The 23,253-nt window shown below is 34.4% G+C and carries 26 protein-coding genes and 1 riboswitch; of the genes, 5 read left to right on the top strand and 21 right to left on the bottom strand.

Annotation, left to right across the window (positions count from 1 at the left end; genetic code table 11):
- Positions 1–319: 319 nt before the first annotated feature.
- The 8 genes from OOT12_RS05440 to pgsA all read right to left on the bottom strand — a co-directional run bounded on the left by OOT12_RS05440 (position 320) and on the right by pgsA (position 6,516).
- Positions 320–1,000: a thiamine diphosphokinase gene (locus tag OOT12_RS05440; RefSeq protein ID WP_264377247.1), complete on the bottom strand. Its 681-nt coding sequence runs from the start codon at positions 998–1,000 to the stop codon at positions 320–322.
- A complete protein-coding gene (locus OOT12_RS05445) occupies positions 972–1,256 on the bottom strand; it encodes a SemiSWEET family sugar transporter (protein WP_264374652.1) in 285 nt (94 codons plus the stop codon). The genes OOT12_RS05440 and OOT12_RS05445 overlap by 29 nt, the downstream gene beginning before the upstream one ends.
- A riboswitch (TPP riboswitch) is annotated at positions 1,245–1,347 on the bottom strand. (Overlaps the previous gene by 12 nt.)
- A 76-nt stretch (positions 1,348–1,423) precedes the next feature.
- Positions 1,424–2,293, bottom strand: coding sequence for an SPFH domain-containing protein (locus OOT12_RS05450; protein WP_264374651.1), 870 nt, complete (start codon positions 2,291–2,293; stop codon positions 1,424–1,426).
- A complete protein-coding gene (locus tag OOT12_RS05455; RefSeq protein WP_264685248.1) occupies positions 2,277–3,398 on the bottom strand; it encodes a peptidoglycan DD-metalloendopeptidase family protein in 1,122 nt (373 codons plus the stop codon). The genes OOT12_RS05450 and OOT12_RS05455 overlap by 17 nt, the downstream gene beginning before the upstream one ends.
- A complete protein-coding gene (locus OOT12_RS05460) occupies positions 3,395–4,135 on the bottom strand; it encodes a YebC/PmpR family DNA-binding transcriptional regulator (RefSeq protein ID WP_264374649.1) in 741 nt (246 codons plus the stop codon). The genes OOT12_RS05455 and OOT12_RS05460 overlap by 4 nt, the downstream gene beginning before the upstream one ends.
- Before the next feature lie 7 nt (positions 4,136–4,142).
- A complete protein-coding gene (gene bamD / locus OOT12_RS05465) occupies positions 4,143–4,829 on the bottom strand; it encodes an outer membrane protein assembly factor BamD (protein WP_264374648.1) in 687 nt (228 codons plus the stop codon).
- A 67-nt stretch (positions 4,830–4,896) separates the two neighbouring features.
- The gene (locus OOT12_RS05470) at positions 4,897–5,874 is read right to left on the bottom strand and encodes a hypothetical protein (protein ID WP_264374647.1); all 978 of its coding nucleotides are present in this window, start codon (positions 5,872–5,874) and stop codon (positions 4,897–4,899) included.
- Between the two features lie 99 nt (positions 5,875–5,973).
- Positions 5,974–6,516, bottom strand: coding sequence for a CDP-diacylglycerol--glycerol-3-phosphate 3-phosphatidyltransferase (gene pgsA / locus OOT12_RS05475; protein ID WP_264374646.1), 543 nt, complete (start codon positions 6,514–6,516; stop codon positions 5,974–5,976).
- A 126-nt stretch (positions 6,517–6,642) separates the two neighbouring features.
- Here pgsA and OOT12_RS05480 point away from each other — a divergent pair, with 126 nt between their 5' ends.
- Genes OOT12_RS05480 through grxD form a run of 3 tightly spaced genes read left to right on the top strand, consistent with a single transcriptional unit; the run spans position 6,643 to position 8,559 of the window.
- Positions 6,643–7,962 (top strand): malic enzyme-like NAD(P)-binding protein, encoded by a 1,320-nt coding sequence (locus tag OOT12_RS05480; RefSeq protein ID WP_264374645.1) that lies wholly within the window; start codon positions 6,643–6,645, stop codon positions 7,960–7,962.
- A gap of 38 nt (positions 7,963–8,000) precedes the next feature.
- The gene (locus OOT12_RS05485) at positions 8,001–8,219 is read left to right on the top strand and encodes a BolA/IbaG family iron-sulfur metabolism protein (protein WP_006012412.1); all 219 of its coding nucleotides are present in this window, start codon (positions 8,001–8,003) and stop codon (positions 8,217–8,219) included.
- A gap of 16 nt (positions 8,220–8,235) precedes the next feature.
- On the top strand, positions 8,236–8,559 hold the full coding sequence (gene grxD, locus OOT12_RS05490) for a Grx4 family monothiol glutaredoxin (protein ID WP_264374644.1): 324 nt from the start codon (positions 8,236–8,238) through the stop codon (positions 8,557–8,559).
- Between the two features lie 142 nt (positions 8,560–8,701).
- Here the strand turns inward: grxD and OOT12_RS05495 are convergent, their stop codons facing one another.
- From OOT12_RS05495 to ppdK, 3 genes are all read right to left on the bottom strand, one after another.
- Positions 8,702–9,736 carry an efflux RND transporter periplasmic adaptor subunit gene (locus tag OOT12_RS05495; RefSeq protein WP_264374643.1) on the bottom strand — a complete coding sequence of 345 codons (1,035 nt, stop codon included), beginning with the start codon at positions 9,734–9,736 and terminating at the stop codon, positions 8,702–8,704.
- Positions 9,737–9,993: 257 nt separating this feature from the next.
- Entirely contained in the window at positions 9,994–11,391 is a 1,398-nt protein-coding gene (locus tag OOT12_RS05500; RefSeq protein WP_264374642.1) for a hypothetical protein, read from the bottom strand.
- A 157-nt stretch (positions 11,392–11,548) separates the two neighbouring features.
- Positions 11,549–14,218 carry a pyruvate, phosphate dikinase gene (gene ppdK / locus OOT12_RS05505; RefSeq protein WP_264685249.1) on the bottom strand — a complete coding sequence of 890 codons (2,670 nt, stop codon included), beginning with the start codon at positions 14,216–14,218 and terminating at the stop codon, positions 11,549–11,551.
- 540 nt (positions 14,219–14,758) lie between these two features.
- Here ppdK and fabG point away from each other — a divergent pair.
- Positions 14,759–15,493, top strand: coding sequence for a 3-oxoacyl-[acyl-carrier-protein] reductase (gene fabG / locus OOT12_RS05510; protein WP_264374640.1), 735 nt, complete (start codon positions 14,759–14,761; stop codon positions 15,491–15,493).
- A gap of 93 nt (positions 15,494–15,586) precedes the next feature.
- The gene (locus tag OOT12_RS05515; RefSeq protein WP_264374639.1) at positions 15,587–15,922 is read left to right on the top strand and encodes a TrbC/VirB2 family protein; all 336 of its coding nucleotides are present in this window, start codon (positions 15,587–15,589) and stop codon (positions 15,920–15,922) included.
- A gap of 2 nt (positions 15,923–15,924) precedes the next feature.
- Here OOT12_RS05515 and OOT12_RS05520 read toward each other — a convergent pair whose 3' ends face one another.
- From OOT12_RS05520 to rpsM, 10 genes are all read right to left on the bottom strand, one after another.
- The gene (locus OOT12_RS05520) at positions 15,925–17,214 is read right to left on the bottom strand and encodes a M48 family metalloprotease (protein WP_264374638.1); all 1,290 of its coding nucleotides are present in this window, start codon (positions 17,212–17,214) and stop codon (positions 15,925–15,927) included.
- 71 nt (positions 17,215–17,285) lie between these two features.
- Positions 17,286–17,930, bottom strand: coding sequence for a 3,4-dihydroxy-2-butanone-4-phosphate synthase (ribB, locus tag OOT12_RS05525; protein ID WP_007302560.1), 645 nt, complete (start codon positions 17,928–17,930; stop codon positions 17,286–17,288).
- A 3-nt stretch (positions 17,931–17,933) separates the two neighbouring features.
- On the bottom strand, positions 17,934–18,428 hold the full coding sequence (gene greA, locus OOT12_RS05530) for a transcription elongation factor GreA (RefSeq protein WP_007302559.1): 495 nt from the start codon (positions 18,426–18,428) through the stop codon (positions 17,934–17,936).
- A 9-nt stretch (positions 18,429–18,437) separates the two neighbouring features.
- Positions 18,438–19,979, bottom strand: coding sequence for a F0F1 ATP synthase subunit alpha (gene atpA, locus OOT12_RS05535; protein WP_007302558.1), 1,542 nt, complete (start codon positions 19,977–19,979; stop codon positions 18,438–18,440).
- On the bottom strand, positions 19,976–20,524 hold the full coding sequence (gene atpH / locus OOT12_RS05540; protein ID WP_064085599.1) for an ATP synthase F1 subunit delta: 549 nt from the start codon (positions 20,522–20,524) through the stop codon (positions 19,976–19,978). The genes atpA and atpH overlap by 4 nt, the downstream gene beginning before the upstream one ends.
- Positions 20,525–20,562: 38 nt before the next feature.
- The gene (locus OOT12_RS05545) at positions 20,563–20,916 is read right to left on the bottom strand and encodes a YraN family protein (protein ID WP_010404733.1); all 354 of its coding nucleotides are present in this window, start codon (positions 20,914–20,916) and stop codon (positions 20,563–20,565) included.
- Between the two features lie 11 nt (positions 20,917–20,927).
- Positions 20,928–21,356 (bottom strand): 50S ribosomal protein L17, encoded by a 429-nt coding sequence (rplQ, locus tag OOT12_RS05550; RefSeq protein ID WP_264374637.1) that lies wholly within the window; start codon positions 21,354–21,356, stop codon positions 20,928–20,930.
- Positions 21,357–21,363: 7 nt separating this feature from the next.
- Complete coding sequence (locus OOT12_RS05555; protein WP_264375913.1) at positions 21,364–22,431, bottom strand: DNA-directed RNA polymerase subunit alpha; 1,068 nt, start codon at positions 22,429–22,431, stop codon at positions 21,364–21,366.
- A gap of 20 nt (positions 22,432–22,451) precedes the next feature.
- Complete coding sequence (gene rpsK / locus OOT12_RS05560) at positions 22,452–22,838, bottom strand: 30S ribosomal protein S11 (protein ID WP_264374635.1); 387 nt, start codon at positions 22,836–22,838, stop codon at positions 22,452–22,454.
- Positions 22,839–22,862: 24 nt separating this feature from the next.
- Positions 22,863–23,231: a 30S ribosomal protein S13 gene (gene rpsM, locus OOT12_RS05565; RefSeq protein WP_010404723.1), complete on the bottom strand. Its 369-nt coding sequence runs from the start codon at positions 23,229–23,231 to the stop codon at positions 22,863–22,865.
- Positions 23,232–23,253: the final 22 nt, after the last annotated feature.

Below are 23,253 nucleotides of genomic sequence, written 5' to 3' on the forward strand. Positions count from 1 at the left end.
TCAAGTAGCCGCGCTGTAAAATAAAATTTTTTATTTTAATGAAAAAATTGCTTCCGCATACTCAAGATGCCATTATAATGATGGTAGAGATATTTAGAGAGCTCAAAATCTATCTCGGTCTGCAGACCTTTTAACCAATTTTTCAATAAAAATTCAGCCACATCTGTTGTGTGTACATTCTGAATCTTTTTTATACAGGAGGATTTTATGTCCAGAATTCCAGATATTTGACCTTTACTTTAGCTAACAACAGGCGCCTGCAGTTTTTAGAATTAGTGTTAACACGGTTTTTCTACTTTTTTTTTCTTAATGTTTTAACTCAATACACACCATCATCATTTACTGCTTCTAAATATATCATTGCTAAACACACGCCGCTGTGTATTTCTATAGATAACTCATTGCCTAAACTTCGATTAAAGCAAGAATTCTTTCCTGGAAAAGCAAGGTTACTAAGGTACAGTTCCCATTTTAATCCTTTAGTTGATATTTGAGCTTTCGGTATACCAAGTAAGGATATTTTAGTATTTTTTAGCAAAGAGGAAAAATAGCTAATACCTTTTTGTAAGGCGTACCCCACCATGGGAGGCGAAGGCATATAAAAGATACTATCTATACTTGAAAAAATGTTGATATTTTGTAGTATATGATCAATTGCTCCTCCAGTAATACCCGTTACTATTGATGGCAATAACTTTACTGTTTTTAAGTGAACCATTGCTTTAGAAAAGTCGCAATAATCTTGATCAGGTAGATATACTGTATTTAAATTAGCACGTAAATTCGGATTTATACTATCCAAATCTCCTATTACAAGATCAGGTTTTACGCCAATTGATAGAAGCTTATTTGCTCCTCCATCTACAGCAATAACAGGTATATCTTGTTTAAAAAACGATGAATCAGGTATTTCTCCATTTAGTACTACAATAGAACGATATTCTTGCTCCACGCTACAATGTAGCATATGGTTATAAAACGCTCCGTGCAGTTTTTGCATCGTAGTAACATTTTTGAACAATTGATATTATACTGATCACTAATCCAGCAATATCACTGAGTATCACAAAAGTTAAACCCTGACAAATACCGTAAATAAGCCAAGATGATGAAAAAATAAGATAATTCACCAACATTAGCATCGATACGTCACGAGTAAGTTTTGTGATATATGCTCTATATACTTGAGGCAATAACCCAATGAGAGATGTAATGAACGCGATGAAGCCAAAGCATTCTTCAATATTTATATACATACATTTTCCTACGTTTGTTTTAACAAGATCAGGTTCAAAGGGTTGTACTTTATGTACTCTCAGCTTTTTTAGAGCACCCCTAATGCGTGTAATTTATAACATCATTTAGTCTATTAATCAAGAAATTAACAGTGACTTGCATTCATGAAACCCAATCGGCTTCTATGCTAATTATTATCCAAACTAATAGTCGGCTGTGCATCCTGCTCAGAGATCAGAGCAACTAGCAAATTGTTTATCAATTGAACCTTTTGTTTTCCATCCAATTGTAAGCTTTTATTTTTTTCAAAATGGGCTATTACTTCTTCGATAATTCCTATTGCATTTTGCACTATATGCCTTCTTGCAGAGGTGATGGCATGTGCTTGTTGACGTCTCAGCATTGCTTGTGCAATCTCAGATGAATACGCCAAATGCGATATTCTCGCTTCTGCAATTTCAATTCCAGCAATATTCAATCTTTGTTGTAGCATTGACCGCAATTCATTTGAAATTTTGTCAGAGTTTTTACGCAAAGATTCTTCATCGTTTTCGCTATCATACGGATAATTACTTGCCAGTTCTCTAATTACCGAGTCACTTTGCACAAAAACAAAATCATGATAATTATTAACATTATAATATGCCTTTGCAGGACTGCTAACTCTCCAAACAATTACTACTGAAATCTCTATCGGACTTCCATTAGCATCATTAACTTTAATTTTTTCTGTATTGATATTCTGAAATTTCAAAGAAACTCTATATTTACTCGAAAATGGAAGCGTTACGCATATTCCAGACTTAAAATAAGTTCCAATATAATGACCAAAAAACTCTATCACTCTTGCTTCATTAGGATCATTAACGAAAAATCCTTGAGAAAAAGTCAATATTGAAACAGCAGCAACTCCAAGTGCAATTGTGCTGTCATACACAAAAAGTACCAATAAAATTAACCCTAGCGCTATTAGTACAGGAAAAGCCCGAATTTTACTTAGATTTCTATCATTTATTGTATTTTTATCTGTACTGTCTTCATCAGATTGCTTTTTCACTTGCACCCTCTCTGCTGATTATTTCATCTACCTTACTTACAAATAATTTAAACTCTCTTAATTCACGATCAGGCAACTTTATCTCATTGCCATGAGCTATCGTAAGCGGATCAATATGTTTACCATTATATATAACTTCATAATGTAAATGAGGTCCTGTTGCAACACCAGTGCTGCCAACATAAGCAATGATTTGTCCCTGCTTTACTTTAGAGCCTAACTTTACATCGCTACTAAATTTGCTTATATGTGCGTAACAAGTTGAATATTTATTGTTGTGCTTTATTTTGATGTAATTCCCATAGCCACCATTCTTTCCTATATATTCTATTATACCTTCTGCAGTGGCGTGTATAGGAGTGCCAAGTTTAGCTGCATAATCTACTCCTTTATGAAAAGCAATTTTACCATGAATGGGATGATTTCTATTACCAAAATTCGAGGATATACGAAAATCTCCGTTTAAAGGACTTACAAAAATTTCGCTACTCTTCAAGCTTACACCCTCTTTATTAAAATACTCTTCTTTGCTGTTTTGTGACTCATAATAATATAAACTTATAGCTTTATTGCTTGTTGTGAGTGAAGTATATAAAATTTTTTCTTCAGCCTTCTGATCACTCTCACACAGAACTTCCAACTTGCTTTTGGGCACAATGTCTTTTTTAAAATCTACACCATAATCTTTATATATGCTGATTAATCTCATTATTGTATCTGGCGCCAAACCTCCTGCATCAAAAAAAGAGGATTTTATGTCACTGGATATGAATAACAACTTTCTATCACTTTCTGTCACCAAAGCAGCTTTTTTTTTTCTGATCCCGTCTTGGAATAACACTGGAGAGTGGGTTAGTGTCATTCCAATGCTTGACCAGTCTTTATTATACAATCGCTTGGTGTGTCCATTTGCAATTGAATTCTCTGGATCCCAGTGTCTAGGCACTGGGATGACATCTTTCTTGGCGCTCATATCACAATGTTCGTACAGTTGTTTGTTTGACACTGGCTCTTTTTTCCTGATCCCATGCTGAAGCGGCACTGCAGATGTTTCAGTCGCATATGCTGGTAAAATACAAAGCAGTAGAAATATTACCAGCCTCATAGTTTATCAGCAAAAATAAAATTACCTTCAACATACTGCACATCATCATTATCTTCTAGCTCTTCAACTAATGTAGATAATTTATCAATTAATTCTTTGTCGCTAACTTCAATCAGGTCCTTTGGTTGCCATGAAAGACGAGCAAGCTCTGGTTCTCCAAATTTTGTATAGAAAGCGTCACGTACTTTACCAAAGTCTTTTACTGCACAAGTTATAACATATAATTCTTCCTTGTTATTTTCCTCAACATTCAATACTTCTAATTCAATTCCATAGTTAAATAAATCTTCAAAATTTATACCCTCTGCTTTATAGACAATTAAGCCTACATGATCGAAAAGGTAACTCACACATCCTGTTTCTCCCAAATTACCGCCTTTGCGAGAAAAGATATAACGTATCTCAGAAGCAGTTCGGTTGCGATTATTTGTCAGAGCATGGACAATAAGTGCAGCACCAGAAGGTCCGCAGCCTTCATATTGTATTTCTTCATAACTTTCTCCAGCAACGTTACCAGCTGCATTTTTTATTGCTGTTTCTATTTTATCTTTTGGTAGATTTTCCTTTCGCGCAGCAAAGATAGCAGAGCGAAGACGTGGATTAAGCTCGGGATCAGGTAGCCCTTGTTTTGCAGCAACTGTTATTTCCCTAATGAGCTTCGTAAATTTTTGCGAGCGCTTTGCATCCTGAGCACCTTTTCGATGTTTTATATTTGAAAACTGTGAATGACCAGCCATAAGAAAACTAATTCACCCCTTCTACTAACATATTTTCATACTGCTCAGCTTCTAAGTCAAGGCCAAGAGCTAAGTGAGCTGTTATTAAATAACTAATAACTCTAGAAGAATATTTAGAATCTTTATTGCTTATCATATCTTGAAAACGCTTAATTGCTGCTAAATATTCACCACGCTTTAGGTAAAATTCACCAATAGAATACTCTTTTTTTGATATATGTTCTGTGATTAATTTTTCTTTTTCTTTGATCTCTTCTATATATTCGCTATTCGGAAAAAGATTAATATATTCAGTAGCTAGCTCTAAAGTTTTATATGCAATTTGTTGCCCAAGCTGCACTTTGTTAATTTGCATGTAATAAGATAATACTCTTAAGTAATATACATATGGCAAATCTTCACCATTTGGATAAACGTATATATAATCATCCATATCACTTGCAGCACCGCTGTATTTACCCATATTATAGTGAGAAACCCCAGACAATAATTTGGCTTTCATTGCCCAATAAGATAAAGGATACAAATCCTCTATCTTTTGAAATGCTCTAATAGCTTGCTTATATTTTTTCTGATCATAAAGCTTAACTGCCTCCTCATATAGTTCAGTTTCAGTGTGTTCAAGATCATTCGCATATAACTGCGTGAAGGGGCAAGTCAGAAGAAAAAAGCATATGATTAAAGTCTTATACATAAGATTTTTTTTGATCAAAATAAAGTATAGACTAAATATTACCTAAATAAACAAATTTTTGGCATTATCATCGAACGAAAAGCGGCTCTTGGCCACCATTACCTATATTGCTCGCACCACCACCTATTGCAACACCCTTTCCACTCACTTCTACGTTCTCTAGCTTTCTACTATAAGAATGTGTGATCAATCCACTTCCTACCATCAAAAGAGCAATACCTACCAGACCTAAAGCAGGCCCAACAGCAGATGATGCTAATGCTACTCCAGAAATCAATATTATTTTCCTGATTAGTAATAAAGAAGAACCAGCGAGCATTAACTTAGCTGAAGACATATTGCTTATCTTTTTTTCAGATTTCTCATCAAAGTCTTGCTCTTTTTCTACTTCATATTTTTTACTTTTCTTGTACTCGCGATAGCAGAAAGTAGCACTCGCTACAAAGTAAAATAGACTAGAAATTGAAAAAGCTACGTCTCCTATTATTCCTTGCTCCAATGCTTCACTTACTATGTTAGCCACAATAACTAATGTAACTAAAGCAGCATCAGCATAGTTAAAGTAATCATCAACTGTATAAGGAATATCTCTCTTTTCTTTTTCTCCATCTCCAATATTCTCCAACTCTCGTTCTTTTTCTGCTATTTTTCTATTATTATAAATTAAATATAGCGTGCAAATAAGAGATAAGACTGTGAAAGGTAATATAATATGGCCTAATGCACCGCTTATAAGGCCAAGTAATACCTGATCGCTACATGTTTTTTCGAGCTCAATTGCCATCAGCAATGCAAATGGAACCATTGTTGCCAATGATACACATTTTCTATTTAGCTCTCTTTTTTTTAACGTTAATAACTCCTGTTCCAGCTTCTGCTTTTTTTTTCCTTCTTCAAGTATTAATAATTCTTGCTCAAGTTTTTTTCTCTTTTTTTCTTCTTCATCAACTGTTGACCAGAAATCTCGAAAAAAATCTTCCATTTTAGCACCTTTTTTACCTTTGGATCTTTTTAAAAAAAACTTAGTGCCTGTAATACTAGTCATATGAACAGACCAACTTATGAACTAATACATTATATAGGATTTTAATTACTAAGTCAATGTTATGAAATTATTAACTTTCTTTGTATACTCTTAAGCAATTTAGTCAATCTGTTTGATGCCAGCTAGAACGTAATTATAGCCTGACCACATAGTCATAACAGCCGCAGCCCATAAGCAAACCACACCTATATATTTAGTTGCTTCATAATCACTCATTATTAACGCTACTATAGCAACCATCTGCAAAAATGTTTTAATTTTCCCAGCCTTACTCACAGGTAAACTAACGTTTGTAGCTATCAAGAACTCCCGCAAGCCTGAAACTAATATCTCCCTACAAACAATTATAACTGACGGTATAATTGTAATATCATCTATCTTATGCTTATAAACTAGCATGATTATTGTTGAAGCTACTACTAACTTGTCGGCAATTGGATCAAATAACTTGCCAAAATTCGATTGGACTTTCCATGCACGCGCTAAATAACCATCAAAAAAATCTGTAATGCACGCAAACATAAAGATCAATATTGTTATTAGACTTGCATACTTACTTTCTATATAAAAGCTTGATATTATTGCCGGTATTGCGAGCGCACGAGAAATTGTTAGCAAGTTAGGCACGTTTTTCTTAAACATGTACATCACCCTACGTAGTAGATAAATTTATACAGAAGTACAATAGAGTTCACAAGCTAATAGTTGAACATTCATAAAAACCCCATATACTTAAAAAATTACTAATAATAAGCTCAAAGCATAAGAATGAATAATGATTTAGATAACACCACAAAACAAGAAGCACTGAAGTATCATAATAGGGGTGGTAAACCTGGTAAGGTATCGGTTATACCAACAAAACCCTTATCCACACAGCATGACCTATCACTTGCTTATTCCCCTGGCGTTGCAGCTCCATGCCTTGAAATAGCTAAAAATCCTGAGGCTATTTATGATTACACGGCAAAAAGCAATTATGTGGCTGTCATTTCAAATGGCACCGCAGTGCTGGGACTTGGCAATATCGGTCCTCTTGCTTCCAAACCCGTCATGGAAGGCAAAGCTGTTTTATTTAAGCGTTTTGCTGACATTGATGCAGTCGATATAGAAGTTGACACAGAAGATATAGAAAATTTCATCAATGCAGTAAGGTATCTTGGGCCAAGTTGGGGGGGAATAAATTTAGAAGATATAAAATCTCCTGATTGTTTCATAATAGAAAAACGTCTAAATGAATTGATGGATATTCCGGTTTTTCACGATGATCAACATGGAACTGCAGTAGTTGTTGCAGCTGGTATAGAAAATGCCCTCGATATTGCTGAAAAGAAATTAGAGAATGTCAAGATCATCATGAATGGAGCTGGAGCAGCTGGTATTGCGTGTTTGGAAATACTAAAGTCCATGGGCGCTAAAAACATAGTACTATGTGACAAACAAGGAGTAATACACAAAGACAGAAAAGAGGACATGAATGAGTGGAAGGGAAAATATGCAATTGACACTAAAGAACGTTCTCTACTTGATGCCATAAAAGGCGCTGATGTATTCATCGGACTCTCTGCAAAGGATGTGCTCAGCGAAGAGATGTTAAAAAGCATGGATAAAGACCCAATCATTTTTGCTCTTGCTAATCCTGATCCAGAAGTAAGGCCTGAATTTGCAAAGTCTGTCAGGCCAGATGCAATAATTGCAACTGGTAGATCAGACTATAACAACCAAGTCAATAACGTAATGGGATTTCCTTATATATTCAGAGGAGCACTTGATGTACATGCAACGACAATAAATGAAGAAATGAAAATTGCCGCTGCAGATGCAATAGCAAAGCTTGCCCGCGAATCAGTGCCAAATGAGATATCTGCAGCCTATGGCGGTCGTAAAATGAGCTATGGACGTGAATATATAATACCTACTCCATTTGATCCAAGATTAATTTCTATGGTATCTCCTGCTGTTGCAAAAGCTGCCGTTACCTCAGGTGTGGCAAGAAAGGAAATAGAGGACTGGAATGAGTATGCAAGTCAACTAAAATCTCGTCTTGCTAGTGCTCTCAATACGCTCAATTTATTGTCTTCACAATAATCAATTGCATATTTTAGGCTTATAATTAAAATAAACCAATGACTATTACAATTCACGAGTTAGAGAAAATTATCAAACAATCATTTCCTGATGCTGATATAAAGATTAAGGACCTTGCTGGAGATGATGATCATTATCATTTAAAAATAACTTCCAAGTGTTTTTCTGGAAAGACAAAAATAGAACAACACAGAATGGTATATAAGGCTCTTGAAGGTCAGTCTATACATGCATTGCAACTAGAAACTGGAGCTTAAAATTAAGGTGATATTTATGAACAACTTTGAACAAATAAAAAAAGACATAGCAGAAAACGATGTAGTGCTGTATATGAAAGGCACCTCTGACTTTCCTCAATGTGGATTCTCTGGACTCGTCGTGTCAATTCTCAAAAAATTGAATGTAAAGTTTAAATGCATCAACGTACTTGAGAATGATGAAATACGTCAGTCCATAAAAAGTTTCTCTGATTGGCCAACAATTCCACAATTATATATAAAGGGAGAGTTTGTTGGTGGCTGTGACATAACCCGCGAGATGTATGAAAAAGGTGAGTTACAAAATTTGCTAAAAGAAAAAAAGGTTATTGCAGAGTAAGTTTACACAGCAGAGTGGCAAAATAAGATAGATAAAAACATAGTGTTAGTGTCCAGACACTGCCTTCTTTTCTCGATTTCAGTGTCAGCTACTTGAATGACATCCTTGGGATGACAGGATTCGTTGTCATGTTACATTCGAGTTATACCTTATCACCAGGCTTAACAGATAGATGACCCAATGTTATTAAATTTATAGGCTTATTTTCGTTATTTGCTACTATCCAAACCCCATCTTCTTCATGGTCAACAATTTCTATTGGTGTAAATACTACATAATTATTGTCATCAACAATCTTTATTCCAAGAACACCATCGTCACTTAAGCTCAAGGCTGAAGAAGGAATTTTATATGCAAATTTTTCACCTGAAGGTAGGCTTACACTAGCAGTCAGTCCTTGCAAGGATATAATTTCATTATCAGTTACCTTGACCTCCACTCTATAAGATCCAGTTTTAGGCTCAGCAATTTTACTAATAAAACTCACTTCACCTACTAATTCCCTTCCGTCTAGCAAATTAATTTGCGCTGCACTACCCAGTTTTATTTTATTTACTTCATTTTCTGAAACATACAACACTACAAGAACCTGATCAAAATTAACTATGTCAGTTATCTTATGTCCAAGATTAACAAAATCCCCTTCATTTACGTTGATCTTATCTACATAACCATCAATAGGGGATTTAATCGCAGTATTTTCTAAATCCAACTCTAGCCTTTTTAGGTCAGCTTTTGCACTCTGCAATGCAGTAAAAGCTGCTTCCACTCTTATCTGTGCTCCATAGCCTTTTTTATTCAATTTTTTAGAGGAATCATACTCAATTTCACGCTGATTTAACAAAGCTTTGGCTTTCTCAACTTGTGCAACTCTGTCATAATCTTCTATCTTTAAAATTACATCGCCTCTTTTTACTTTTTCACCATCAGACAAATAAATAGCAATAACTTGACCACTTGTTCTTGAGACAAGGCTTGCCCTATGCAAGGGATTTACTGTACCAGAAAAATTTAAATATACAGTGCGATTTTGTGGAGTATAATCCTGAGTTTTTACTGAAAAACTACTAATTGGATTATCACTATGAACCGCCTGATCTTTTTTTAAAAATGTACTGTTGATAAAAAACAGTAGAATAAGAGCAATACCGGAAACGATGATTACTTTGTTTCTCATCCTTAAACAGTAAAGTTTATTGACCAATCTTGTTAGAAATAACTGCATAAATTTTCGAATCAGAAGTGTAAGTATAACACAGCTATTGTCACTCTATAAATAGTTTTATATGAGCAAGTTTTCTTACAATAAATAAGTTTTTATTGCAAAAATGCAATTTTTAATCAAATAAAAAAGTTGTGCATAAAATTTCCATCATATTATATGATGAAAATAAGAATATTGTAACAAAACTAAATATATATTTAAACAGAGCTTTAGCCCATCACCAAACTGGTACTCAATTGTTCAACACTATCAATTTTAATTTGTAAAGTGCCCTTTATAAATTTATTAGCCTGGTCTGTACTCATAAAAACTGTATGTTTATTGGGCATTAATTTTTCCATATCAGCTCTATTTTTTTTATCTTGCAAATGAGGTTCGCAAATATAGCTATACTTTTTAAAATCTAGAAGTTTAGCAAAGCCATCACGATCATTCTCATGGTGAAAAGCAACATTTATACCTACTATTTCGTCCGTTTCTTGCAGCTTTCCATCTTTATCTATTACCTGTGCCTTAGCAAGCGCAACTGTAGGTTTATGGCCATAATTTGCTCCAATAACCCTTCTTATTGAATGTTCTATTGCTATTTTTTGCACTTCAGGATTTTCATCAAACTCTTTCAAAAAATTAAGGTGTAAGTTAATATATTCAGAGTATTTCAATCTGTGTTTTTTATGTATAGTTGGTTTGTAGGACAGTTCATTTGTAGGTGACTTATAGTTTGCAAGAAGCAATTTTTGTTCATACTGCTCATTAAATTCCTTTATCTTTTCAAAATGTCTTTCATATTGAGTCAATCCATCTTTCCCTTTTTTCTTCATCCTTTCCAAGAATTTCTCTACAGGTTCTCGTTTGGCTAGACTAATTTTGCGTATAAGCGGAATTTGTTTTTTCAAGCTAATCCAATATGGTAGGCAAACAACTTTTGCATCTTCCGAAAATAGACCTTCTAACTTTTTCACTGCATTGTATAAGTTTGCTGATTCTGGTTTATAATGCCCGCTATTATTGTCTATATAAGTTATTTTACCATTTACCACTTTCATTAAACCAGAACATAAAACTGGACTACCACCTGCAAGAGTTGAATGACGATAAGCCCATTCGCTTTTGTTAACATTAATATGTTCATGAGTTACTAATTTTCCATCAAGCGTGATAACATAAGCTACACAACCTTTTTTACCCTTACTAATTTTATCAGTTGTATCATATAGTTTGCCTTTAAAGCCTTTTAACTTGTTACCTTCCACTTCTGGCATTAAGTCCACGTATAATTTTCCTTCATGAGGAATTTTAGTATATTCTGCTTGGTCATCTGGAGTAAAATACTTAACCCTTGTATTAGTTCCAGGAATTTTTCTTCCTTCAACTCCAACTTCTGGAAACAAATTATATCGTGGAAAAAAATAAGTAAAATTATTCTCTATCCAATACAGAATCTTATTTATGATACCAAAAACTTTTCTATTACCTAAATCAATAGAGAGTTGCTGTTCCTTTGGTACTGCTAGATGATTGGACTTTGTACCAGACTTGCCAAATTCTTTGGCAGCATATTTAAACTTTTCTAGTAAATATTCCTTACGTTCTTTTGATATTGACATTTTTACCTCACTCACTATTACTTTATCCTATATTATTTTAGACAAAAAGTCAATCTTTCTTAAGATATTAAGAAAAAAAGTAGCAGCAAAATAGCTAAACTGACTTAGATTTATCGACAATTTGAAAAATCATCATTCCGCTACTTGTTAGCGAAATCTATGTTCGTACAGTTGTGCTACCCAACAAACTTATGCTAAACTGTGCTGCCACTAACTTTGCAACCGGTACTCTATAGGGCGAGCATGACACATAATCAACCCCTGATTTGATGAAAAACTCTATGGACTGTGGATTCGCTCCATGCTCTCCACATATACCAAGTTTAATTTCTTTTCTGGTTTTTTTGCCCCTTTCGATAGCTATTCTGATTAATTCCCCTACCCCTTCAACATCTAGCACTTCAAATGGATCGTTTTCAAATATGTTGCTTTCCTTATAAGAATCGAGGAAATTAACTGAATCATCTCGTGAAAGTCCCATAGTTGTTTGTGTTAAATCATTAGTGCCAAAACTAAAAAATTCTGCGTGTTTTGCCAATTTATCAGCAATCAGTGCTGCTCGTGGCAGTTCTATCATCGTTCCGATTGAATAGTTCACATCGAAATTTTCGGCTTCTTTCTTTATTAACTCGCATATCAGAATAAACTCTTTCTCACTCATGATAAAAGGAATCATGATTTCAGGTTTCACTTCTATCTTCTTTTCTTTCCTTAATTCACTTGCAGCACTGAGTATTGCCCTAATTTGCATGCCATATATTTCAGGATGAGAAATGGCAAGTCTACAACCTCGATGGCCAAGCATTGGATTTTTTTCTGATAACTGTGCTATTTTATTTTTTACTGATTCAACTGACTTATTCAGTGATTTGGCAATTTTCTCTATAATAGATTGATTGTGGGGCAAAAACTCATGTAGAGGTGGATCAAGCAAACGTATAGTAACCTCCCTGCCCTCCATAATAGAAAATATTTCTTTGAAATCAGACTTTTGCATTTCTTCGAGTTTATTTAATGCATTTGCCCTTTCATTTTCATCATCAGCTATTATCAATTTTTGAATGAATTCGATTCTATCACTAGCAAAAAACATATGTTCTGTGCGACATAATCCTATACCTTCTGAACCGAATTCTTTTGCAATTTTTGCATCTTTTGGAGTATCAGCATTCGCTCTCACCTTCACTGTTTTGATTTCATCTACCCAGTTAATTATCGTTTTGAATTCTTGAGATAATTCAGGCAAAATTGTAGGAAGAATACCAAGCATAACCTCTCCTGTTCCTCCATTGATGGTGATTGATTCACCTTTATTTACTTTTATATCCCCCATAGAAAGAAATTTTTCATCTTTATCAATATAAAGTCCATTTAGACTACAAATGCATGGTTTACCCATCCCACGAGTTACAACAGCGGCATGGGAGGTCATACCTCCCCTCGCTGTTACTATTCCACTTGCAGCATTCATTCCATTAATATCTTCAGGGCTCGTCTCTGATCTTACCAAAATTACTTTTTTACCCTGCTCTGCAGCTTTTTCAGCATCACTTGCACTGAATACTACATATCCAGAAGCAACACCTGGAGAAGCTGGTAACCCTCTTCCTACTACTTCTTGATCAATTTTAACATCAAGAACTGGATGTAATAAATTGTCAAAGGTTTTTGGATCAATTCTCAATATTCCTTCCTCTTTTGTAATCACTCCTTCGTTTACCATATCAACTATTATGCGAATAGCAGCTTCGGCTGTGCGCTTGCCAGACCTAGTCTGCAAAATCCATAACTTACCGTCTTGTACAGTAAATTCGATATCCTGCATGTCCTTATTATGCCTTTCAAGTTTTTCACATACCGCGCATAATTCTCGGTAGATGCTTGGTAGCAACTTCTCTATGGTGTTTTCTTGCTCGCCGTTAACTGGCATAGGAGTATAAACACCAGAAACCACATCCTCACCCTGAGCATTAACTAAAAACTCACCAAAAAGCTTTTTTTCTCCAGTTGAAGGATTACGTGTAAATATCACGCCGGTTGCAGAATTATCGTTCAGATTGCCAAAAACCATTGCTTGTACATTAACTGCAGTTCCAAGGTTTTCAGAAATACTATGTATTCTTCTATAGGAAACAGCCCTATCGTTTTTCCAAGAGGCAAATACTGCATTAACCGAGTTTAACAATTGCTCTTCAACGTTCTGCGGGAAATGCTTTCCAGTTTTTTCATATACTATCTCTTTGAAATCATTAACAATTTTCTTTAAAACATCAACATTAAGATTAGCTAAGCTTTTTGCTCCACTTTTTTGCTGTTCACTATCAACAATGTCTTGAAATAAGTGATGGTCAAGCTGTAGTACAACACTCGAGTACATCATGATGAAACGACAGTAGCTATCATAGGCAAAACGTTCTCCACTTTTTTTTGCAAGACCAACAACGGTTGCATCATTTAGGCCAACATTTAGGACTGTATCGAGCATGCCCGGCATTGAATTCACACTACCAGAGCGTATGGAAACTAATAAAGGATTATTTGCATCCCCGAATTTACAACCGATGTCACTTTCGAGCATCGCCATGTAGTTTTTTATCTCGTTACGTAGATCACAAGACAATTCATTATCTTGACAATAGGCCTGACAAACAGCAGTGGAAATTGTAAAACCAGGTGGAACAGGAATGCCAATGTTACACATCTCTGCCAGATTTGCTCCCTTCCCTCCTAGTAGATTTCTCATTGCTGCATTACCTTCACAGTTGCTTTGGCTAAAGTAATATATTAACTTTTCTTGCATTTTTTTCGGATTTTCACTAATAAACATACTATACATACTATTCTAATGAATTTGTCAGGCAGGAGTAATAAATTTTGTAAAATTCAGCACAATTAAATAGCCTCTTTTCCTTTCATTCTAGTGTCCCTATTGTCATTCAAGTATTCTTTCCTGTCATCTCAATGACCTCTATGATGTCATACCTGTTGGAGTATGAATGTAGCCTTATCTCACACTCCTGTCATTCCAGTACTGGGATCCAGAAGACTGATCAAGTAATAAGAACTAGTCACGCGCTGGCTCTCTTAAATTACTTTAGCTATAAGTGTTAAGAAATTTACCAATCAAAAAAAAGGCAAAAGAATCCACATGGTGCTGATTTTATTACTGTAATTGATAATGTGCTAACACTTAAACGAAGCGTGTTTAGGCTGAATAGAAAAAAATAAAAAAAGGCATGCAGCCGCCATAATTTCGCCAATAAACACAAGATTTGTCAAGAAGCTTCTATTAAATGAAAGTTATGAAAAAAATCTATTGCAAGTCTTTTAATATTCTGTTAAGAGCTGGGATAATATAAAAATTATCATGTTCGGATTAGAAGACAGGAAATTTCTGATTACTGGTGCATCAGGCGGGATAGGGCAAGCAATTGTAGAAATTATGCATAAGGCCAGAGCAACTTTATGTATTTCTAGTACAAAAAAAGAAGTACTCGAAGAAGTTGCTAAAAAATATGAAAAAAACATTCACGTACTTCCTTGCGACTTATCAAATCCTGAAGAGGTAAATCAACTAATAAATAAAGCAAGTGAGTTGATGAAAGGCTTTGATGGACTCATATGCAATGCAGGAATTACACAAGACAGCTTATTGTTGAGAATGACAGATGAAGCATGGCAAAAGGTAATTGATATTAATTTGAACTCTACATTTAAACTAAATAGAGAAGCATGCAGAAAATTAATTAAAAACAACTGGGGAAGAATCATAAATATTTCCTCAATAGTAGGATTGACAGGAAATGCCGGGCAAGTAAATTATGCAGCATCAAAAGCTGGAATAATAGCTATGAGCAAATCTATAGCAAAAGAAGTTGCAAGTCGCGGTGTAACAGTAAATTGCATTGCTCCTGGGTTTATAGATACTAAGATGACTGAAGTTTTAAATGAAAAACAAAAAGAAAAAATATTAGATAATATTCCAATGAAAAGAATGGGAACAGGAGAAGAAATAGCAGCAGGGGTATTGTTTTTAGCAAGCGACGAAGCAAGATATATAACGGGGCATGTGCTTAACATCAATGGTGGGCTATTTATGTAGCAACACTTATTTATGGACAAACTATGAGTTTTACCTTAAAATAAATATATATAAATTTAGATTCACACTAGTTTATTACTTGGAGGCAAAAGAATGAGCTATATAATAAAAAAATTTTTTAATGCTTTATGTATAGTGCTGTTTCTCTCTTTTTCAGATTACGCAAGTGCTGCTAGCGACATAGAAGATACAACTGCCCAAGTAATATGCAACATTATTGGTTACGTTTGGGGAATAGGCGGACCACTTATGACTGTAGTCATAATAGGTGCAGCTTTGCTTGCAATATTTGGTAGAATGCCATGGCCAGCTCTCTTTGCCTTAGGTATGTTTTGTGGTGTATTTTTTGGCGCCAAAACGATTATAATGAAAATTATACCCAATATAAGTACTGAAGTAAAAGATATGTTGGATAAGTGTGGAAAATAATCCTAAAAGTAAGCGTGTTTTTGTGTGTATTGTTGTTTCATATCTTCAATTTGTAGCAAGTAAGAGCTGTCTTTTGGTAAGCTTTTAACAGCTAAATCGGCGTATTTCATAAATTTCTCTAAATTACCTTCAATACAAGCCTTTTTCGTCAAAGCAAAATAATACATTGCCATATCAGCGCTACGTTTATATGCAATACTTAAATACTTCCAGACAAAGGCGTTATTTGTTTCTACGTTTGCAACCTGCTCTAGGTAAAAAATTGCCTTCTCTATTTCACCGTGTAATAATAAAGTATGAGATAACGCAAGTTTCACTAAATAGTTATTCTTCTCAGATAAATATCTAAGTGATTCTTCATACATTTTTATTGCTTCACTTAAATTTCCAGCTTTGTATAACATCTCCGCTTTTAATTCATATAAATAAGGATCATTGCGTGACTCTTGAATCAATGAATTAACTTTAGTAATAGCCTCTTCTATCTTTCCTTGCCTATAATGAATTACAGCATTTACATACTTAGAACTACCTTCATATTTATTAGATAACACATGAATAGGAGCAAAGAAAGAGTCTAGCTTTGCAACCATACGCTCAAACTTCAGCAATTTATCTGCAAGGATTGGTTTTATATTGTTTTTAACCTTATAATTCTGTACAGCAAATATACGCTTATCACTAAGTGGGTGAGTGCGGAAATACTCTTCAGTGTTTTCATGCTCAATACTCTTAAAATAGTCAAAAATCTCTTTCATACCCAAATTATCATAGCCAGATTCATCTAGGTATCTTAAAGCATAGCTATCTGCTACACTCTCTTGCTCTTGAGAATAGTTAAAAAACAACCTTGAACTAAGCGTTACACCACTAAGCAAGATTGCACTCGCAACCTGAGGGTTAATGACAATACTAGAAACTAATCCTACCATATAACTAATCATTGCTATTGATTGAAAATAACCTACAGCACTACTCATTTGTAATACATGACCAGCAGATATATGAGCAATTTCATGTGCTAATATACCAAGTAAGACATAAGGTTCAGTCGAATATTGTAAAAGCCCTAAATGAATGAAAATGCTATTATTGTTAATTACAAAAGCATTAATCGATCTATCATCAACTATAAAAACTTTTATTTTATCATTATCAATACCCGCAGCAGAAAATAAAGGTTGCGCTAGATCCTTAACTACCGCTTCCACTTCACTATCTCTAATAATACTAACAGAGTAAGCGCTATTACAGTATACGAAAAAAAATAGTAAAACAAAAAGCTTAGACATGGAAATTCCTTGTTTGTATAACTTTGAGGAATTTTGTATTTTAACACTTAAACTATACGAATCTATAAACGCTAGTTTAAATTTTGAACGTAACTGATAAGTTTATCAATGGTAGTTAACTTAATATTATGTTGTTCAGCAAATTCAAGCAACTGGGGTAAGCGCATCATAGAGCCATCATCATTCACTAATTCACAAATAACTGCAGAATGATTACATCCCACTAACTTAGCTATCTCAACACTTGCTTCAGTATGACCAGCACGTTGCTCTACTCCACCCTCATGTGCAATCACAGGAAAAATATGACCGGGAGTTATAATGTCATCCTGAGTTCTATTTTTATCAATAGCAACATGTATAGTTTTTGTTCTATCCTCAGCTGAAACACCCGTAGTAATACCATAACGTGCATCAATTGATGTAGTAAAAGCAGTATGATTTTCACCAACATTTTTTTTTTCCATGAAACTAAGGCCTAACCTTTTCATGTGAACTTTAGTCATTGCTAAACAAACAATCCCTGTACCGTATCTAACCATAAAAGCCACATGTTCTGGCTCTAATTTCTCAGCTAATACAATCAGATCACCTTCATTCTCTCTGTTTTCATCGTCAACTAAAATGAATAATTTACCAGAACTAGCATCCCTCAATACATCTTCCACAGAAGAAATACCGGGTAGACTAATTGAAGGATAAGTTACTTGTACCATGATTTACTTAAACTCAATCTTAACTATTTTATACAATTTCTCTCCATTTGGCACTATCACTTCCACATACTCACCAACTTTTTTGCCAATTAAAGCACTACCGAGTGGTGAATCCGTAGAGATCAACTGCTTTGAAGCATCAGCTTCATACCCACCTACAATCTTATAAACATATTCTATTTCACTGTTATCATCACCGAGCATGCTTACCGTAACAGTTGCACCAAACATTACTGTATCACCAGACAAATTTTTTACTTCTATCACTTCTGCATGTGAAAGTTTACTCTCTACCTCAATTATGCGGCCTTCAATAAAACTTAATCTTTCCCGTGCTGCATGATATTCTGCATTTTCAGATAAATCGCCTTGATCACGAGCATCAGAAATAGCCTGTATGATAGAAGGTTTTTCTTCCTTTAATTTCTCAAGTTCGACTTGCATACTCTCAAAACCTTCCCTTGTAATAGGAAACTTGTTAACAATGGATGAAGTCATAATCACCGCCTAAACGCAATTAAATTGAGTGACAAAATCACTCACAATACCAAGAATATCATCTTTTATATCATCATTCATGTCACCTGACAACTTTTTTAAAACTCCAGGGTGAACAGTTTGAAAATAATTGATAAGATCACACTCGAACCTATTGATGTTGCTCACCTGTACCTTATTTAATTGACCATACAGATTAGAAAAGATATACATAAGCAATACTTGCTCTTCTATTTGCATAGGTGAATACTGTTTTTGCTTTAATAATTCAATAAGGTATTTACCTTTGTTTAAGGACAATTGAACAGTAGCATCAAGATCAGAACCAAATTTAGCAAAGTCTTCCAGTTCTCTATATTGGGCCAAACTCAGCTTTATAGAACCAGCAACTTTTTTCACAGATTTCAATTGTGCAGCAGAGCCAACCCGAGAAACCGATAAACCTATATTCACTGCAGGGCGAAATCCTTTGTGAAACAATTCAGACTCAAGAAAAATTTGTCCATCGGTAATTGAAATCACATTAGTTGGAACATATGCAGATACATCGCCAGCCTGAGTCTCAATAATCGGCAAAGCAGTCAAAGATCCCTGTCCTTTTTCATCAGACATTTTGGCAGCTCTTTCAAGCAAGCGAGAGTGTACATAGAATATATCTCCAGGATAAGCTTCACGACCAGGAGGACGTCTGAGCAATAAGGACATCTGCCTATATGCCACAGCATGCTTAGATAAATCATCATATACCACCAAGCAATGCATTCCATTATCACGGAAAAATTCTCCAATAGTGCAACCGGTATAAGGTGCTAAAAATTGCATAGGCGCGCAGTCAGATGCGCTAGCCACAACTACGGTTGTATACTCTAATGCTCCACTTTCTTTTAGCTTATTCACCACTTTTGCTACTGTCGAAATTTTTTGTCCAATAGCAACATAAACACAGTAAATTTTTTGATTTTCGTTTACCTCATCATTAATCTTCTTCTGATTGATAATAGTATCAATCGCAATAGTGGTTTTACCAATTTGTCTATCGCCAATAATTAATTCACGTTGCCCTCTACCTATAGGAATCAACAAATCTATAATTTTAATTCCTGTCTGCAGAGGTTCATGCACAGATTTACGGTCAATAATACCTGGCGCTTTAGATTCTATATACATTTTGTTCTTGGCTCTAATTTCTCCGCCATCGTCTATAGGATCGCCTAATGCATTTACAACTCTCCCTAATAATTCATGACCTACAGGCACCTGTACAACATCACCACTACATTTTACAACGTCCCCTTCTTTTACATCACGGTCATTGCCAAGCACAACTATTCCAGCTGTATCATGATCTAAATCAAGAACTATTCCTTCTACACCGCTTGCAAAAGATACCTTTTCACCAAACTTTGCTTTTTCCAGCCCATAGACCAATGTGATACCATCCGTTACTGAAATTACTTCACCTATATTTTCTCGTTTTATAGGATTATCAAATGTCTCAACCTTCTCTTTTATTATGTTTACTACTTCAGAGGCATTTATGCTATTCTTCATATACAATTCCTTATTTTCAACATTTCCATTTTACTCAAATCAACCAATCTATCCAAATAACTCTTAAGCGAAGCATCAATCAAGTTAAAACCATACCTAACTACAAAGCCACCTAGTATAGAAGGATCAACCACATGACTGACTTTTATTATTTTACCAAGAAAGTTCAAAGATTCAGTAATTATTTTTATATCAGGTTTCTTTAAAATCTCTGCTGATTTTATAGTAATTTCCAATTCATTTTCACTTTCCCTTACAAGATTTAAGAATTTTTCTAATATAAGGATTAATAAACGGGAGCGCTTGTTTGCAAGTGTAACCATAATAAATTTGACTAAGTTTTCACTCAAGTTCTCCTTTATAGAAAGTATCGCTTCTTTTTTGTGCAAAAGAGAAACCATAGGATGAGATAGATACACAAAAACATCTTGATCTTTAAAAAAAGCTAACAAAAATTCTACTTCTTTTCTTATAATACCTAATCTGCTTCCTGAGACATGAAACAGTGCTCTAGCATAAGATGAAACTAAATTATTGTTTTTCATATTCAATTACCTGTTCTAGTAAATCTAAATTATTTTAGCTACCATTGTTCAATCCAAGCATTTTTTATATAAATAGGTCTTCTCCTTAAGGAAAGAAAACATAAATCATATCTGACTGAATAATCTAAAAAATCAAGATTTTTACTTAAGAAATATTTAGAAGAATTTATAATAGACTGACACTGAAAATGAGATATCGGTACTTCTTTTCCAAATAAACTTGTTTTAACTTCTATAAAAATCAGCTCCCTTTTTTTAGATACAATTAAGTCAATTTCACCCAACTTACAACGGAAGCGACGTTTTATAACATTATAGAATTTCAGCTTTAAATATATCGAAACTAACAATTCTCCAAAGTAACCTACAAAATAGCGTAACCTACTTACCATAAAAAGAATAATTAGCTTTGTGTAACTACTTTGCTTCCTTTTTTATTTTTACTATAAATCTCACCTTTTGCTGAAATATCTCTATCAACTAGCTCTATCACTGCCATTGGAGCGCAATCACCCTTTCGAGTACCAAATTTTATTATTCTAGAATATCCACCTTTACGGTCTTGATAACGATTAGCTAGAACGCTTAATAATTTATCAACTACTAACTTACTATTATGAAGACGTGAAAGCAAAAGCCTTCTACCATGTAAAGAATCGTTATTCTTAGCAATTGTAATAAACTTTTCCACATATGGACGAAGTGCTTTAGCCTTTGGTAAAGTAGTTACAATCTGCTCATGATTAATTAACGAGATAGATAGATTCTTTAACATTGATAACCTATGCTCGGTATAACGAGACAGTTTATTTTTCTTTATTCCATGTTTCATATACTACCTAATCCTCATCAGTATGTTGTTTAGCCAGTTCATCTATATCCTTAGGCGGCCAATTTGGTATATTCATACCCAAAGACAAACCTGAATTATTTAAAATTGCCTTGATTTCATTCAAAGACTTTCGGCCAAAATTAGCAGTTCTTAACATTTCAACTTCCGTCTTTTGCACAAGATCACCTATATAAGTGATATTTTCATTTTTCAGACAGTTATGAGATCTAACAGATAATTCCATTTCATCTACTTTACGCAATAGAACAGGATCATAGCCCAAATCTTTAGCACCACTAGACAAAGAGACCTGCGATTTTTTATAACTCATATCAGAACTAATAAAAGGCTGAAATTGCTCCTGTAATATTCTTGCAGCATAGTCAACAGCTTGACTTGGAGAGATTGTACCATCAGTTTCAATTGACAATATTAGCTTATCTTTATCAGTAACTTGACCAACACGACTATTCTCTACTCTATACGAAACCCTCTCGACAGGACTATATAAAGCATTAACTGGAATGAAACCAATTAAATCTTGTTCATTCATAAGCTTTAAAAATTCATTTTCTTTATATTTATTTACAGGAAGATAACCTTTTCCGCTAGCAACATATATAGTAATGTTAAGCTCCACATCTTGACCTAGTGTACATATCACCAAATCTTTATTAACAATAGAGCATTGGTCATCAGTTTCTATCATTCCAGCTAATACTTGACAAGGCCCTTTAGCGCTCAAATTTAAGCACTTATTAGACGTGTTATTTAGCTTACATCTCAACATGCCCATATTTAATGCTATATCAGTTATGTCTTCCCTAACTCCTTGGATCGAAGTAAATTCATGATTCACGCCTTCAATTTTTATTCCATAAACAGCACTACCGCGAAGAGAAGACAACATTACACGCCTTAATGCATGACCCAACGTTAAAGCAAAACCACTTTCCAAAGGTTCTAGAACTATATCACCTTTTTTACTTGAATCACCTGATATTACCTTAATCGCATTAGGCTTAGTTAATCTATCTAAATTTCCACAGAAAGAGACATTATCACTATAATACATACAAAAACCTTCCAAATATCCTATACTCTTCTTTTTTTCCTTAGTCTACACCCATTATGAGGTATCGCCGTTTTATCTGCAATTGAAGTGACAGTCAATCCACAATTCCTAAGTGCTTTAACTGCAGCTTCTGCACCAAAACCAGGACCACGAATTATTACAGAAACAACCTTCATACCAAATCTCTCTGTTACTTTCTTCGCAGCAGAATCGGCAACCTTACCTGCAGCATAAGGTGTGGATTTTCTCGAACCAGAAAAACCACATGCACCAACAGAAGTCTGGTAAAGCGTATTACCACAAACATCAGTCACATTTACAAAAGTATTATTAAAAGTTGCACGAATATGGACAATACCAGTAATAAACCTTTTTGTATTCTTACCAACCGTTTTAACTTTTTTCATAAAAACTCACGATAATAACAAATTTTATTTTTTTCCAGCAATAGGCAATTTAGATCTGCCTTTACGAGTTTTAGCATTAGTATGGGTTCTTTGTCCCCTCACAGGCAAACCTTTTCTATGCCTTAATCCTCTATAGCAACCGATTTCTATTAAAGATTTTATATCCATAGCCACTTTTTTTCTGAGCTCACCCTCTATGACATATTTTTGCCTAATAAAACTACTAATTTTCTCTATATCTTCATCTTGTAATTCTGAAACACGCTTACGCTCATCAATTTTACAGCTACGACAAATTATATTCGCAGTAGTAATACCTATACCATGTATATAAGTTAATGCAAAAGGAATACACTTCTTCACCGGAACATTTATGCCTGCAATACGTGCCACTGATACCTCGATACTTTATTAA

The organism is Wolbachia endosymbiont (group B) of Parapoynx stratiotata (genome assembly GCF_947250635.1).
Lineage (GTDB): Bacteria > Pseudomonadota > Alphaproteobacteria > Rickettsiales > Anaplasmataceae > Wolbachia.

Bases quoted from the DNA above. Each gene is read 5' to 3' on its own strand.
- OOT12_RS05455 (WP_264685248.1), bottom strand. From the start codon at position 3,398: ATGAGGCTGGTAATATTTCTACTGCTTTGTATTTTACCAGCATATGCG.
- bamD (WP_264374648.1), bottom strand. From the start codon at position 4,829: ATGTATAAGACTTTAATCATATGCTTTTTTCTTCTGACTTGCCCCTTC.
- greA (WP_007302559.1), bottom strand. From the start codon at position 18,428: ATGACTTCATCCATTGTTAACAAGTTTCCTATTACAAGGGAAGGTTTT.
- OOT12_RS05445 (WP_264374652.1), bottom strand. From the start codon at position 1,256: ATGTATATAAATATTGAAGAATGCTTTGGCTTCATCGCGTTCATTACA.
- grxD (WP_264374644.1), top strand. From the start codon at position 8,236: ATGAACAACTTTGAACAAATAAAAAAAGACATAGCAGAAAACGATGTA.
- OOT12_RS05480 (WP_264374645.1), top strand. From the start codon at position 6,643: ATGAATAATGATTTAGATAACACCACAAAACAAGAAGCACTGAAGTAT.
- rpsK (WP_264374635.1), bottom strand. From the start codon at position 22,838: ATGAAAAAAGTTAAAACGGTTGGTAAGAATACAAAAAGGTTTATTACT.
- rplQ (WP_264374637.1), bottom strand. From the start codon at position 21,356: ATGAAACATGGAATAAAGAAAAATAAACTGTCTCGTTATACCGAGCAT.
- OOT12_RS05460 (WP_264374649.1), bottom strand. From the start codon at position 4,135: ATGGCTGGTCATTCACAGTTTTCAAATATAAAACATCGAAAAGGTGCT.
- OOT12_RS05500 (WP_264374642.1), bottom strand. From the start codon at position 11,391: ATGTCAATATCAAAAGAACGTAAGGAATATTTACTAGAAAAGTTTAAA.
- atpA (WP_007302558.1), bottom strand. From the start codon at position 19,979: ATGAAGAATAGCATAAATGCCTCTGAAGTAGTAAACATAATAAAAGAG.
- fabG (WP_264374640.1), top strand. From the start codon at position 14,759: ATGTTCGGATTAGAAGACAGGAAATTTCTGATTACTGGTGCATCAGGC.
- OOT12_RS05520 (WP_264374638.1), bottom strand. From the start codon at position 17,214: ATGTCTAAGCTTTTTGTTTTACTATTTTTTTTCGTATACTGTAATAGC.
- ppdK (WP_264685249.1), bottom strand. From the start codon at position 14,218: ATGTTTATTAGTGAAAATCCGAAAAAAATGCAAGAAAAGTTAATATAT.
- OOT12_RS05485 (WP_006012412.1), top strand. From the start codon at position 8,001: ATGACTATTACAATTCACGAGTTAGAGAAAATTATCAAACAATCATTT.
- OOT12_RS05515 (WP_264374639.1), top strand. From the start codon at position 15,587: ATGAGCTATATAATAAAAAAATTTTTTAATGCTTTATGTATAGTGCTG.
- pgsA (WP_264374646.1), bottom strand. From the start codon at position 6,516: ATGTTTAAGAAAAACGTGCCTAACTTGCTAACAATTTCTCGTGCGCTC.
- OOT12_RS05470 (WP_264374647.1), bottom strand. From the start codon at position 5,874: ATGACTAGTATTACAGGCACTAAGTTTTTTTTAAAAAGATCCAAAGGT.
- ribB (WP_007302560.1), bottom strand. From the start codon at position 17,930: ATGGTACAAGTAACTTATCCTTCAATTAGTCTACCCGGTATTTCTTCT.
- OOT12_RS05440 (WP_264377247.1), bottom strand. From the start codon at position 1,000: ATGCAAAAACTGCACGGAGCGTTTTATAACCATATGCTACATTGTAGC.
- OOT12_RS05495 (WP_264374643.1), bottom strand. From the start codon at position 9,736: ATGAGAAACAAAGTAATCATCGTTTCCGGTATTGCTCTTATTCTACTG.
- OOT12_RS05555 (WP_264375913.1), bottom strand. From the start codon at position 22,431: ATGTATTATAGTGATAATGTCTCTTTCTGTGGAAATTTAGATAGATTA.
- atpH (WP_064085599.1), bottom strand. From the start codon at position 20,524: ATGAAAAACAATAATTTAGTTTCATCTTATGCTAGAGCACTGTTTCAT.
- OOT12_RS05545 (WP_010404733.1), bottom strand. From the start codon at position 20,916: ATGGTAAGTAGGTTACGCTATTTTGTAGGTTACTTTGGAGAATTGTTA.